A 13,756-nucleotide genomic window follows, 5' to 3' on the forward strand; every position below is an offset into this window, starting at 1 on the left:
AATTGATAGTTGGTTTTCTTATTATCCTCGGCTCCACCGGGCCCACCGGACCAACCGGGCCGCAAGGACCTGTCGGCGCCACTGGGGCCACAGGAACTGCAGGGACGAACGGGGCAACCGGCGCTACGGGCGCTGCCGGACCACAGGGACCCACCGGCACTGCCGGGGCAACAGGGCCAACCGGACCACAGGGAACTACCGGAGCAACCGGATCCATTGGACCGGCAGGGGCCACTGGCGCCACTGGAGCGACCGGACCGTCTGGGGCCGCTGGGGCCACCGGCGCAACTGGACCAGCCGGAGCCGCAGGAGCCACTGGCGCAACTGGAGCTACTGGCGCCACAGGAGCTACCGGGGCCACTGGCGCAACCGGAGCCACCGGAGAATCCCCAACCATAACCATCCGCAATACCACCACAGGTGAACCCGGTACTGCTGCCAGCGTCACAGATGTAACCGGCGGACCCAATCATGTGCTTGATTTTACCATACCCCGTGGGGCAACCGGCCCCGCAGGCTCCCAAGGCACTACCGGCGCCACAGGGGCCACTGGCCCGACCGGCGCCACCGGACCTACCGGCGCCACCGGACCTACCGGAGCCACGGGAATAGAAGGCCCTGCCGGACCGACAGGCGCGGACGGGGCTGCTGGGGCCACGGGAGCCACGGGGCCGGAGGGACCTGCCGGCGCCACAGGCGCTGACGGTGAAACAGGCGCAACCGGGGCCACCGGAACAGAAGGGCCTACCGGACCAACCGGTGAAACAGGGCCTACCGGCGCCGCTGCAACCATCACAATAGGAACCGTTACCACAGGCGACCCTGGCACAGAAGCATCCGTAACCAATTCCGGTACCGCAGAAGACGCAGTCTTTAATTTCGTCATTCCCCGCGGGGAACCCGGAGGAGGAGGCGGAGCACCGGAAGTTCTGGCTACCGTGGACACCACCACACAGCCCACTTCGGCTAACGGCGCCCTGATTTTCACTGAAACCCCACTGGTATCCGGCACTTCCATTACCCATACGGCCGGTTCTCCCGACGTGCAGATTACCCAGCCCGGTATCTATCAGGCGTTCTTTACCGGCACAGCCCTGATTGATGCAGGAACCACCATACCCTCCACGCTTACAGTCCAGCTTACGCTGAACGGAACTCCCATAACCGGAGCAATTGCACGCCACACCTTCACTGCTTCCAATGAGGAGGTAACCCTTTCCTTCAATGCACCGTTCCCGGTAACCGGCGCAGGAACCCTGGAGGTTGTGGCCAGCGACGCAGGATTCTCCTTTGAGGATGCATCCCTTACCGTCGTCCGTCTGGGTGACAGTACCAACTTCCGTGCCATTGCATAACAGATAAAAAATCAGATAACTGACAGCATTAAGGCCGCCGGAAAACATCCGGCGGCCTTACACAATTCATTTAAGATATTACAGAAACCCGGAACATCCCGGCTTTCCTCATCACTTATTTTACAGCAATTGCCTCAATCTCGCAGAGCACACCCTTTGGAAGTGTCTTGACTGCCACGCAGCTTCTGGCTGGCTTGGACACAAAATACTTTGCATACACCTCATTAAACGTTCCAAAATCATTCATATCAGCCAGGAAACAAGTGGTTTTGAACACCTTGTCAAAACCGCTGCCGGCTGCTTCCAGGATTGCCCCCACGTTCTTGCAGCTCTGCTCGGCCTGAGCAGCGATTCCCTCTGCAACGGTTCCGTCCACCGGATTCACAGGAATCTGTCCTGACGTATAAATCACCCCATTTACCTCGTATCCCTGGGAATAAGGTCCAATGGCGCCCGGCGCCTTGTCAGTGCTAAGAATATTCATCTGAAATACCTCCTTCATACTTATATGTGGGACAAATGTCCCCTTTAATGTTATCGCGTTCACATTCAACTGTTTTTCATTATACCAGATATTACCTGGCGATGCAATACAGATGCAGCAATATCCTCCTAAAATCCCAGCAGCCTGATAAAAGCGCCATGCAAAAGCCCATAACCCCCGTAATCAGCAGTTCCATCTATGGACATTCCCCGCCCTATTTGCTATAATTGAGATGTTTTAATCGCATTCACATCCAACACACCAACAATAAAACAGAGGTAAAGAAATGACAAATCCTAACGATAACGGGGAGTCCATCCCCACATACCATATTGACCATACCCTTTATGAGGGCCGTCCCGCCGACGCATCCGGCCGTGAGGACAAGGAAATCCGCACCTACGATTTACTGGATTCCCTCCGCGTTCCCTTTGTGCGCGTGGACCACGACGCCCTTCCCACCATTGAAGCCTGCCGCGAGGTGGACCAGCTTCTGGGTACGGAAATCTGCAAGAATCTGTTCCTGCGCAATGCCCAGAAAACCGATTTCTACCTGCTGCTCATGCCAGGCAATAAAAAGTTCAAGACAGCCGTTCTGTCCAAACAGATTGGAAGCGCCCGCCTGTCCTTCGGGGAAGCGGAATTCATGGAATCCTTCCTGGATATCACTCCCGGTTCTGTTTCAGTCATGGGCCTGATGAACGACAGCGAAAAACGTGTCAGACTGCTGATTGACAAAGAAATCCTGGAAGAAGAATATTTTGCATGTCATCCATGCATCAACACATCCAGCCTGAAGTTCAAAACCTCGGACCTGCTGGAAAAGATTCTTCCGGCCCTTGGCCATCCCTACACAGTTGTGGATTTACCATATGCAGAGTAAATCCATCCATAAAAGAATTCCGAAAAAAGAGCCGGCAGCCCCTATGGACTGTCAGCTCTTTTCTACGGGTTTTCTGCTTGTCTAATACTTGCAGTACTCCTTACGGATTCCTTCCATCTCTTCATGGATGGCAGGAACATCCATAACCATCTCCATCATTCCCACCTGCTCCTCATAAACAGCTGGGTCTGTCTCAGCTTTTACTTCATCCTCGCAGATATGATATACACTTAGTCCCAACTGGACTCCTGCCAATGGACCTGCATAAGTTGGGTCGCCGGCTGTAACGGTCTCTGCTGCAAGGCCTGCGGCCTCTGCTTCAGCAGCTCCCAGAAGAACTACTACGTTCTCCGGGCCGTGCTCCTCACTTATGTTTAAAACCCTCTTCTGGTTTTCCAGGTCCATGGCACCTGCGGACGTTCAGACAAAGCACTCTGTGGAAGAGTAAGCTATCTTTGCGCCTGCTGTCTTGGCACACTCTTCGATGGCTGGTCCGGGTACGCCGTCGCGGTCACCGATGATGATTGCATACTTGTCTTTCAGTATAGCCATACATTGTTCCTCCTTTTCTTTATTGCGCTTTCAAGCGCTGCTTTTATACATCAGCCGCATCAGCGGTCATGCATCATTTGTATCCGGCTGTCCGGGCCGTGCCTGTCATCAGGCGTATTTCTTAATCATTTCCTCGCAGCCCTCCGGGGTCGCGTCATCCTTTACCCTGGAATCAATCATTTCCCCGTCTTTGTAAATAGCAATCACAGGCAGTCCCAGCACCTTCTGGGCAATGGCAAGCCGTCTGGCCTTTGTGGTGTTCAGGGAACAGAATTTAATGGATGTTCCGTACACTTCCTCAAACTTGTGGATATGAGGCATAAGGGCTGCACAGGGAACGCATCCGTCCCCATAGAAGTCTACCAGCACATAGCCCTGGGCCTTCAATACTTCTTCCTCAAAGTTTTCCTTGGTCAAATCAATCATTTTTAACCTCCTTAATGTAATCGCGATAACTTTTGGTTAAATAGTTTCTTTATATCCATCTCCAAAAACAGGGGGGTTCCCCGCGTTTGTCCTTGACAAAACCTGGAAAACAGATAATATAATAAGTTAGTAGCTATCAATTTTCATCCAATGATAAGGAGTATCACTGATGAGCGATATTAAACTGACTGAACTAACAGGTTCCTGCGGCGGCTGAGCGTCCAAGATAGGGCCTGATACCCTCGCGCAGGTTCTGCGCGGTTTGCCAACATTTCATGATGACCGGCTTCTGGTGGGATATGATACCTCCGACGATGCGGCCGTTTACCAGCTTACACCTGATCTTGCCCTGATACAGACCGTGGACATCTTCCCGCCGGCCGTGGATGATGCATATGAGTACGGCCAGATTGCTGCCGCCAACTCCCTGTCCGACGTATGGGCCATGGGCGGGGAAGCCAGATTGTGTATGAACATCCTCATGTTTCCGGAACACCTTCCCTTTGACACGGTCCAGGCCATCCTCCGGGGCGGCTATGACAAGGTGGCTGAGGCAGAGGCCATTGTAGTGGGCGGCCACACCATCAAGGACGAGGTACCCAAATATGGTCTGTGCGTCTCCGGCCTGGTCCATCCGGACCGCATCCTGCGCAACAACTCTATCCGGCAGGGCGACGTGCTGATTCTCACCAAACCCCTGGGCACCGGCGTTCTGACCAATGCCGACCGGGGCGGCCTTTTATCTGCATCAGAACACAAGTCCATGGTTGACTGTATGGCTACGTTGAATAAATATGCAGCCGATGCAGTGCGCAGCCTGGACGGCGTCCACGCCTGCACCGATGTGACCGGATTCTCACTGCTGGGCCACAGCTATGAGATGTGCGGGGAATCCGGACTTACCGTAATCATAGACAGCGGCAGCGTCCCCCTTCTCCCCGGTGCGGACACCTATGCATCCATGGGGCTTGTGCCTGCGGTTGCATACCAGAACATGAATCACCTTAAGGCAAAGGTGGCACTGCCAAAGGACCTTCCTTCCCATGTACACGACCTTCTCTTCGACCCTCAGACTTCCGGCGGCCTCCTGTACAGTGTGGCGCCCCAGGAAGCAGGGCGCATTATGGAAGCCCTTCAGAAGGCCTGCCAGTCCCCGGCTGTCATAGGCCATGTGGACGGTCCGTCTTCCCATCCGGTGATGGTGATTTGATAAAATTTTCACAAAAAGGAGGCAGTCCTGTCTTCCCAGCTTTGCAGCTTTGCAAACCGGGAGCGGACAGCCTGCCCCCTTCCACTCTGTTACATTCTAAACATTTCTAAATATCCTTGCAGCAGACAAGCAGGCCGCTGAGGAATTTTCTGACTCTTACGTTTCCGTGTCCGTCGCTCTTGCCCCTGATATAGCTCATTTCCCGTTTAACCTGTTCCAGACTGTAAAGCCTGGCGCTGTATTCATTAAACACAGGGTCTGCATAATCATCCATTCCTCTGTATGCCAGATTCGCCATACCGGCAGAGGCTGCGCGCCGTATCCGCTGTTCCACACTCTTGGAATTCTGTCCCGTCCTGCTGCACAGCTCACGGACCGTAATGTCCCTTAAGTCCAGGTCCTCTTCAACCAGATAGCGGATAATACGGATGATATCCTTGCTCCCCGCCTCGCTGAGTATACCGATTTCCTGCAGGATTCCCTTTAACCGCCGTATAGGCTGGTTATAATCCGGCTCCTGTTCTTCAGGCTGCATGTTCCGTCCCTGCACCTTTGCCTCCCAGGAAAATGCGCCTGCGGCAAAGTCATTCCTGGCCTTGACAATCAGCCACTGCATGGCCCTGGCCATTTCTATATTGTGCAGTACGTTCTTTACTTCTGTCGCATTGAACGGTTTATGAATCAAAAGCTCCGCGCCTTTTTCATAAGCCATACTGACAATATCCATATCATTGACATGCGAAAGGATGACAACCGATGTCTGGGGCAGTACCTCTCTGATTTTCTGTATGTATGCAATGGTTTTGGGTGCAGAAAGAGTAAGGTCTGCCAGAATCATATCCGGGCACATCTCCTGGACTTCCAGATAGGCTTCCTCCCATCTGGATGCAATGCCGGCAACAGTTCCCATACCGTTGTCTTCAATCATGGTTTTCAGTTCTGTCCGCGAATTCCTGTCGCAGTCCACAATATAGATTCTCATTCTATTTCTTCTTTAAAAATACATCCTTAATATTTTTCCACAACATGAACAGTATCAGTACAGCGCCAACATATCCGTTGAGCACGTAGATAATATTGACCAGGACCCTGAAAGGAAGGAAGAGTCCTACAATCAGTCCAATGACTCCAAGAGCAACGGTCAGAAGCTTAAACTGGCTGGTTCCCTCTTTTGCGAACCTTGCGCATGGATTATACAGCAGCGGAACTGCGGTTGTATAAATACCAGCAAATACAACCACTGCAAAGAAGGATGCAAATGGTTTCCAGATACGCTCTGCCAGAATCAGATTGGGGATATCGGCATTCCATACAAAGATACCGGAATTGCTTAATCCAGGTGTATTGATATTGGCAACCTGTGCCAGCATGATAAGGATAATGGCAACACATACGGCAACAGTGCCTCCGTAGATGCCATACTCCACGTCTTTCTTTTTATTATTCGCTCCCAATGCCGCTGTAAAGCTGGCGAACCACAACAGCACAAAGCCCGCATAGGACAGGGCTGATATCACCCAGTTAGGACCTGCGTTCTTGATAGTCTCACTGCCTGCCTCGGCAAAGGCACCTGTACGGATAACCTCCAGCCCGGCGCCCACATTTCCTGCATCATTGAACAGGGTAACCACGCCGATACCGATACAGAGTATAACGATAGCCGGGCCAACCACACCAATCTTGTCGACCAGCGAGTTGAGTCCCCCTACCACGGTAAGGATTGCCAGTGCTGTCAGAACCACGCCGCCTACCCAATGAGGAAGACCGTACTGCTGGTGCAGTGTAGAGGCAGCACCTCCAACCATAACGAAAAATGACATGTAACAGAATATAGTAGAATAATAATCCATGAAGGTCCCAACGTATTTACCGCAGTAAAATTTGTATACGTCATTTCCTTTTTCAAAACGTTCTTCTGCTCCGGCTTTGGCAAAGTTATAATTATAGTAAATGAAGCAGACCGCAAACAGTAATACCGTCAGAATTCCCTGCACGCCGTATGCAGTATAGTACTGGACAATCTCCTGTCCTGTTGCAAACCCGGAACCAATGGTAAACGCGATGATTGCTCCGGCAAGTATAACTACCCGTCCCCAGTTGACTTTCTTATCACTATCCATACGCCTTCTCCTATCCATGGTCTGATACAGCGCTGAAACGCTGTCTTAATTTATGCCGGCGCAGCGGGCAAGCTGCCTGCTGCGCCGGATTTGTCATATCTGTGATTATTTCTCAAACACAGTCTGGCCATCAACCGGTGTCTGAAGTGCTTTGAGAGCTCTTCTGACCATGGATAAGCGGAGTTTATAGCTGTCCTTCTCGCCCTGTGGCGGATCGCCCAGAGGATAAGGAATGCCTATACCAGGAATGATACGGTTAGCGCCTATTGTCAGTGAAATCGGAACTACAGTAGCCATGTGAACTACCGGAATGCCATATTTCTCGATACCCTTAACCATCGTTGCACCGCAACGAGTACAGGTACCTCAGGTGGAGACCAGTATTACCGCATCCACATGCTCATCAATGAACATCTGTCCAATCTCGCTGCCGAACTTAGCTGCAGATGCAGTTGCTGTTCCGGTACCGGTAGTAGCGCAGAAATAGTTCACAAGCTCGCCGAACTCGCCTGCTTTTTCCAGCTCTCTCAATGCGTCTAATGGAACAACCACGTTAGGGTTGGCCATAGCAAACTGGCGGTCATATCCGCCGTGGATGGTTGTAAACTCATCGGGTGACAGACGGTCCATACCGGTAATGTCATACTTGCCCCACTTGGTGGCGTTGGAGGACTCGATATGGTCAGGGTTGCCTGTTGGCACAATACCGCCGGAGGTAACCACAGCAATCTTTGCATGCTTGATATCCTTAACAGGCTCAGCCGGTGCTACCCTGTCAAACTTAGGCATAGGAAGGTCTGTATCATATTCCTCGCCTTTTAACTTCTTAACCAGCATCTCAAGAGCGCGCTCGGAACCTCTCTTCTCAGCGAAGTAGTTCACACGGATTCCTCTCTCAATGTATCCCTCTTCCTTCGGTCCAAGGATTTCTGCGCCCTCTGCCATCTTCTTAATCAGGCTGGACATAACAGGAAGTACCTTTGGCATACCTGCTGCGGAGTTAGGGGTTTCCACGATGATAAGGTCCTTGCGGAACATATCCACGCCCGGATTCTCAATATACATACCGGTGATAACCGGGATGCCCAGACGCTCTTCCACTGCCTTGCAGATGGTGCCGCAGGCAACGCCGTAACGTCCTGCATTGAACGCAGGGCCTGCCACGAATACATCAGGCTCGCATTTCTTTACCATCTCAATGATGGTATCGGTTGCAGCATCCAGATTCTCTCCGAAATAGTTGTCACCGCAGATAACGGTTGATACGATTTCATAATCCTCTCCCAGTGCAGCCTTAAGTCCCATACCTGGTCCTACGACCCCTTCCCGAAGCTCAGGGGTATAGTCGGCTTTTTCTTCACCGCCGATTCCGGCAAAGAACTGGTTAATATAATGTACTATTTTATATTTAGCCATCTTTCCATCTCCTTTATTTTCGATTAATAGCCTCTAGCTGCCAGCTTGTTGAAACCATTGGCAATGGTGGAGGCGATGATAATCTGAAGCTCTGCCTCAAAGCTGCCGTCCGGGTTCTTACAGCCGTCCCAGCCGCCAATCTGCATCTCGATGAAGTCCTGTGTTCCGATGACCTTATCCATGGCCGGGAACTGGAGTGTGGCATTGCCCTGTCCGCAGGATGCCAGTGCATCAGCTTCCTCGCACACGTCTGCCAGGGACTGGGACTTTCCGTCCTTGCCCGGGAACTCGTCGGTAATCAGAACAACCTTGGTTCCTGCACGCTCTACCTTGCGGCAGTTCATCATCAGGTCGGTATCAGGATTGCCGTATCCCTCCTCGGTAATCAGAACGCCGTCTAATCCCATCCAGTTGCACAGCTTGGCAACCATATCGGAATGACGCTCTTTGTCAGCCAGGAATACGTTCTCGTTGGTCAGGATAACGCCCATAAAGTTGATATCCTTGCCATGGTGCTTGTAGCAGTCCTCAATAACCGGATTGTGGAAATGATGGTAAGTGGTAACCTTGTCGCATGGAGCAACGCAGTTGCCGGAAACAATAGCGCCGTCCATGATTTCCGTTGGATACATAAAGGTGGGGATGAACTGCTTGGCATCCACGCCGTAATAATATGTATCATGCAGAAGTCCCTGTGACTGCAGCATATGGATGTAGCCTACCTTTGGAAGGTCCGGATACATGGCAGCCTGCTCGAAAATTGGCTTTGTCTCATAAGTAACGATTTCATCCGGCTCCAGTTCCCTTGCTGCCTCGCCTACATAAGCAGCTACCTTTAAGCCTGCCATACGGGCAGCCTTCTCATATACATGGGTTTCCAGGCCGTCAGCCGGCTCCACTACCACGCAGAGGTTATAAGTCTGTGAGAATGGGCAGTAATCTGCAGCAGGGCCGCTCATGTCGATAACGCCCTCCTGGAATCCTACGATTTTACCGACAGTCACTACACAGCAGCCTTCCAGGGCGTGTGTTCTTCCGGTACCCACCTGAGGGCTTACCTTCCCAATCACGCCTGGGAAAATCTCTCCGCCGCTGACCTTAACCCTTGGCTCAATCACGTCCTTAACCGGTGTAATCCTGACGGACTCACCTGGTCTTGCAATGTCAACGTGGCAGCCGGTCAGCTTATCGTCTTCCAGCACAAGCTTTTCAACTTCCTCTTTGTTGACATAGAGCACTCCGTCTTTCACGTGAGTCTTGTCATCGAATCGGATATCTTTGATAAAGATTTTTCCCAATTCAAGCTTCATATGAAATACCTCCACTTCTTTATATTTTACTGCCTGATTGTCCATGATATTCCCATATATCGTACCTGGCAACCATGACAGTACTCTTTCAGTTACAAAATTTGGGTTTTGTGCAAAAATGATAATTAAAAATAGTAATCGCGATAACTTATGTCTATAATATAACATAAGTTATCGCGATAATCAATGGAACTCTTGACGTCTATTGTTATTTTCTGTAGGAATTGTCTTTTTCGTCAATTTGTTATAAATTTGTCATGTTTTTTGTGTATATTCACTATTTGGGTGAAAATCATAGGCATAGCACTGTGTGATTTCCTTACTCTCCTGAATGAACTGGTTCACCAGCTCCGGAATCTCTTCCTGGCTGATACCGTGCTCCTGGACAAACTTAAAATATCCCAGAAACAGGGTACATATAATATGGTTCAGCTTTTTTGCATTCTCCTCTGAAATCTTACCCTCAGCCACCAGAAGCTTACATATGTAATAGTCCCTCTGGTAATAGCTGGGAATCTCAAGCATTTCCTTGATGAAGGGGCTTACCTGTATGATGGCATCCGGAAACATCTCATAGTATTCCTTAAGGGCCTCACCCAGGTCCCGGTTGATGTTCCGGTAAAAAACAGCCTCAAATGCCTGGGGCTTTTTAAAAGCTTCCTTTGCATAGGAACGCCATATGCCGAAATGCACATCCCAGATATCATTCCAATCCTTCTCGCATTTTGACAAATCCAGGATATACTCATTGAGCGCATCCAGCTGGGCATAAAATAAAAGCTCGTCCAGGTTCTGGAAATACCGGTACATGCTGGCGGATGAACATCCCAGTTCTGCCGCAATGCGCCGGATGCTGATGGCCTCCACTCCCTCCTTCTTTATGATTCTGCTGGCCTGAACCACATAATCTTTCCTGCTCAAATCTTTAAAGTAGGATGTTCCCACATTCTTTTTCATGACTTCCTCACATTCAGTTCCTTATTATCCCTATAATTTAGGGATTACATTTTCTATCATTGACAAATCAATGGTCTTGTAATCGTAGGCAATCTTCTCGTCATACTTGGGTACCTTCTTAATGGCAGTCCACTTATTAAATGCATCTATGGCCTCCTCAATCAAGCGTATGTCCCCTGCATCGCTTTTTCCTGTTTCATTGTACAAAAGAATGGTCCTGTAGGGCGTCTGGTTGGGCTTTAAACTGGACGCCTGGGGATGGGTCAGAAGTTTGTGGTTGGTATGAATCAGGTCCCTTGCCTTTAACAGTACCTCCTCATAGGTTTCCACCAGAACCACCTGCTCTACCTTGTCCCCCCATTTTTCTGCTGCCCGGTCATTATTTGTAACCAGAATACATTTACCTAATTCGAACATTGCAAACCCTCCTGCTAATCATTATTTGCTGTCTTTCTTAACATCTCTTTAATATATTACATCAAATTACATATTCCGTCAATTTATCCCTTTAACCAGTGACCTGTGCTTTCCTTAATGTATATGCAATAATGTAAATACCGTAAAAAGTGCTGCAAAGCCATCGAAATCCATCAATTGCTGTTGCAGCACCGTAAACACTATTTGCTGAAGTATCCGTGATACAGCTGGAAAAAATTATCCGCTGTGCAGCCTTCGCCGCCTGAGAACTCCACCACGTCACCGGGCAGCTTTTTAAGCTTCACAGTATGCTCCTTTACATAGGGCTCATAGATTCCCAGGAATGCCTTTGTCTTCTTTTCCTGGGCCAGTCTGCTCTTTCTGGCAGCCGTGGCCTCCTCGTCATAGGCATTGACACACTTCAGAATATAATATCTTCCGCCCTGCTCCAGAATTCCGCTGATTTGGTCCTGCTCCAGCTCAAACGCAGCCCTGTCAAGGCCGTCCATTTCCTTCTGCCACTCCAGTGTTCTGTCTGTCCGGCTGTTTTTTGAATATTTTACAGCAATGGCTCCAAAATCCGCTTTTTCCGCCTGGGCCAGAGCCAGCACATTCTCTGCTTCCTCCCTGGAATCCAGCTCAATCTGCTGGATGCCTATTACTTTTGCTTCTGCGTCACTAACCTCCAGGTTCTCGTTTTTGGTCAGCTCCGCTACCAGCTTATCCGCCCGGTAGTATTCACAGTACAGGTCATACACCTCGTCCTCGGATACATCCATGAACCTGCGGTCCTGCTCCGATAAATTCCTGTAATATTCCTGGGCAAGAGACTTAAGGGCATCCTTTTCCTGGCTCGTAAGTTCGATTCCCTGTTCATCCGCCATCAGGTTGGTGGTGGCCAGCTCTATCAGGAACTGCTCCACCTGGTCCATCAGCTTGTCCTCAAATGTATCACCGTTCTCGTCTGCCTTCACGGACCACAGCTCGCTGGTATATATATTCTGGTACCGGTTGCGCTCTGTAATGGCAATAACCATCATCTGTCCCCTGGTATACTCCTTGTCCACGGTCCTGGAGCCGGTCGTTGCGGCTGTCTTGCTGGAACACCCGCTAAAAACAGCCAGTGCCAGGACTGCTGCCAGGCACAATGTCAAGGTCCTTTTCCATCTCTTCCCCCGTCCCTTGTATATCCTGCTTCTGTCCACTGTCACGCTCCTCTCACAGCAGCCCTTTCAGTATCTTGAGGACTCCGCCCCGCACATTGCTGTCCGCCTGGAATCTGGCCGCCCTGCGTACTTCTTCCCTGGCATTGGCAACCGCAAAGCTGTAATAGGCCTGGTTCAGCATTTCTATATCGTTGAGCTGGTCCCCAAAGGCCATGGTCTCCTCCATCTTAATGCCCAGGCTTTCCTGGATGGTGCGCACGGCACGGCCCTTGTTCACATCCCTGGCCATGCAGTCCATCCACATGTCACCGGCGCAGGCCATCTTTGCCTCGTCCTTAAACGCATCGTATATGTCCCTGGTTGCTGCCTCGATTCCCTCCTTCTTATAAATGGAAATCTTCACACACGGCTCCTCCAGCTCCAGCACATCCTTAACCCGGATAACATTGAACTTATAGCCATTGGTGAGCCAGTCGCACAGGGCATCGTTCTTGGAATCCAGATAATCTCCGTTTACACCGGCATAGACCATCTCCAGTTCCGGATGCATACGCACCTTCCGGATGATGCGGTGAGCCAGCTGACGGTCCATGGTATAGGCATACAGGCATCTGCCGTGGCATCCCACATACGCCCCGTTGTTGGCAACATAGAAAATCTTCTTTTTTACCGGCTCAAATGCGCTTTCCACGCTGGCCCACGGACGCCCGCTGGCAACCACAAACTGCATTCCCTTTTCCCGAAGCCCCAGAATGATGTCGAATACTTCCGGGTCCAAATCCGGGGAACCGTCCGGCACAAGGGTTCCATCCACATCCGATACTATCAGCTTAATCATCTTCCCTGTCCTCCAAAAGTGTTTTTATCTCCTGATAGAGACGTCCCACGGGCAGACCCACCACATTGGCGTAGTCCCCGTCAATTCCTCTGATATAAGCGGCAAACCTGCCCTGAATCCCATAGGCCCCGGCCTTATCCAGAGGTTCCCCGCACTGGGCATACTCCTTCATTTCCCCGCAGGTCATAGGGTACACATGGACATCGGTGCGCTCCGCAAATGTGATGCCATGGCACCTTTCCTCCCCCTGGCACAGCAGCACCGTAACCCCGGTATATACCTGATGGGTCCTGCCCTGAATCTTCTCCAGCATCTCATAGGCCCGCATGGGAGTTCCCGGCTTGCCCAGTATCTCATTTCCAACGGAAACCACTGTATCAGCCCCAATTACCATAGTGCCCTCAGGACAACCAGACGCAACATCCTCTGCTTTTTGTCTGGACAGTTCCATGACCACCATGTCCGGTTTCTTCTCACTGGTTTCCTCCTCCATCCGGCTGGGCCTGATTTCAGGCTCCAGGCCGATTTGTGCCAGCAGTTCCTTCCGTCTGGGGGATGCCGAGGCCAGCACCACATTAAATCCTCCCCAAGTATGTCTCATATCCATGTCATTCTCCTTTAT

Annotated in this window: 15 protein-coding genes; 3 read left to right on the plus strand and 12 right to left on the minus strand. The window is 50.9% G+C overall.

Annotated features, from left to right (window positions below; translation table 11 throughout):
* Window positions 1-2 precede the first annotated feature (2 nt).
* On the plus strand, window positions 3-1,355 hold the full coding sequence (locus I2H39_RS13450; RefSeq protein ID WP_195626700.1) for a collagen-like protein: 1,353 nt from the start codon (window positions 3-5) through the stop codon (window positions 1,353-1,355).
* Window positions 1,356-1,470: 115 nt separating this feature from the next.
* Here I2H39_RS13450 and I2H39_RS13455 read toward each other — a convergent pair whose 3' ends face one another.
* Window positions 1,471-1,839: a RidA family protein gene (locus I2H39_RS13455; RefSeq protein WP_195626701.1), complete on the minus strand. Its 369-nt coding sequence runs from the start codon at window positions 1,837-1,839 to the stop codon at window positions 1,471-1,473.
* Between the two features lie 286 nt (window positions 1,840-2,125).
* Here I2H39_RS13455 and I2H39_RS13460 point away from each other — a divergent pair, with 286 nt between their 5' ends.
* Window positions 2,126-2,722 carry a prolyl-tRNA synthetase associated domain-containing protein gene (locus I2H39_RS13460; protein ID WP_195626702.1) on the plus strand — a complete coding sequence of 199 codons (597 nt, stop codon included), beginning with the start codon at window positions 2,126-2,128 and terminating at the stop codon, window positions 2,720-2,722.
* 81 nt (window positions 2,723-2,803) lie between these two features.
* Here I2H39_RS13460 and grdA read toward each other — a convergent pair whose 3' ends face one another.
* Window positions 2,804-3,274, minus strand: coding sequence for a glycine/sarcosine/betaine reductase complex selenoprotein A (gene grdA / locus I2H39_RS13465; protein WP_080548701.1), 471 nt, complete (start codon window positions 3,272-3,274; stop codon window positions 2,804-2,806).
* A gap of 108 nt (window positions 3,275-3,382) precedes the next feature.
* Window positions 3,383-3,700, minus strand: coding sequence for a thioredoxin domain-containing protein (locus tag I2H39_RS13470; RefSeq protein WP_138311260.1), 318 nt, complete (start codon window positions 3,698-3,700; stop codon window positions 3,383-3,385).
* Window positions 3,701-3,869: 169 nt separating this feature from the next.
* Here I2H39_RS13470 and selD point away from each other — a divergent pair, with 169 nt between their 5' ends.
* On the plus strand, window positions 3,870-4,910 hold the full coding sequence (gene selD / locus I2H39_RS13475; RefSeq protein ID WP_195626703.1) for a selenide, water dikinase SelD: 1,041 nt from the start codon (window positions 3,870-3,872) through the stop codon (window positions 4,908-4,910).
* A gap of 106 nt (window positions 4,911-5,016) precedes the next feature.
* Here the strand turns inward: selD and I2H39_RS13480 are convergent, their stop codons facing one another.
* From I2H39_RS13480 to I2H39_RS13520, 9 genes are all read right to left on the minus strand, one after another.
* Window positions 5,017-5,892 carry a DNA-binding domain-containing protein gene (locus I2H39_RS13480; protein ID WP_138311258.1) on the minus strand — a complete coding sequence of 292 codons (876 nt, stop codon included), beginning with the start codon at window positions 5,890-5,892 and terminating at the stop codon, window positions 5,017-5,019.
* Window position 5,893: 1 nt separating this feature from the next.
* A complete protein-coding gene (locus tag I2H39_RS13485; protein ID WP_138311257.1) occupies window positions 5,894-7,030 on the minus strand; it encodes a hypothetical protein in 1,137 nt (378 codons plus the stop codon).
* A gap of 105 nt (window positions 7,031-7,135) precedes the next feature.
* Window positions 7,136-8,446, minus strand: a complete 1,311-nt coding sequence (gene grdF, locus I2H39_RS13490; protein ID WP_195626704.1) for a sarcosine reductase complex component B subunit beta — start codon at window positions 8,444-8,446, stop codon at window positions 7,136-7,138.
* 23 nt (window positions 8,447-8,469) lie between these two features.
* Window positions 8,470-9,756 (minus strand): sarcosine reductase complex component B subunit alpha, encoded by a 1,287-nt coding sequence (gene grdG, locus I2H39_RS13495; RefSeq protein ID WP_138311255.1) that lies wholly within the window; start codon window positions 9,754-9,756, stop codon window positions 8,470-8,472.
* A 255-nt stretch (window positions 9,757-10,011) separates the two neighbouring features.
* Window positions 10,012-10,713, minus strand: a complete 702-nt coding sequence (locus I2H39_RS13500; protein ID WP_138311254.1) for a TetR/AcrR family transcriptional regulator — start codon at window positions 10,711-10,713, stop codon at window positions 10,012-10,014.
* 30 nt (window positions 10,714-10,743) lie between these two features.
* Complete coding sequence (locus I2H39_RS13505) at window positions 10,744-11,130, minus strand: GrdX family protein (protein ID WP_195626705.1); 387 nt, start codon at window positions 11,128-11,130, stop codon at window positions 10,744-10,746.
* A 200-nt stretch (window positions 11,131-11,330) separates the two neighbouring features.
* Window positions 11,331-12,335 carry a peptidylprolyl isomerase gene (locus I2H39_RS13510; protein WP_195626706.1) on the minus strand — a complete coding sequence of 335 codons (1,005 nt, stop codon included), beginning with the start codon at window positions 12,333-12,335 and terminating at the stop codon, window positions 11,331-11,333.
* A 13-nt stretch (window positions 12,336-12,348) separates the two neighbouring features.
* On the minus strand, window positions 12,349-13,134 hold the full coding sequence (locus tag I2H39_RS13515; RefSeq protein ID WP_138311251.1) for an HAD family hydrolase: 786 nt from the start codon (window positions 13,132-13,134) through the stop codon (window positions 12,349-12,351).
* Complete coding sequence (locus tag I2H39_RS13520; protein ID WP_330641001.1) at window positions 13,127-13,735, minus strand: Maf family protein; 609 nt, start codon at window positions 13,733-13,735, stop codon at window positions 13,127-13,129. The genes I2H39_RS13515 and I2H39_RS13520 overlap by 8 nt, the downstream gene beginning before the upstream one ends.
* Window positions 13,736-13,756 lie beyond the last annotated feature (21 nt).

This window comes from Clostridium sp. 1001283B150225_161107_B6 (assembly GCF_015556325.1).
Classification (GTDB): Bacteria; Bacillota; Clostridia; order Lachnospirales; family Lachnospiraceae; genus Enterocloster.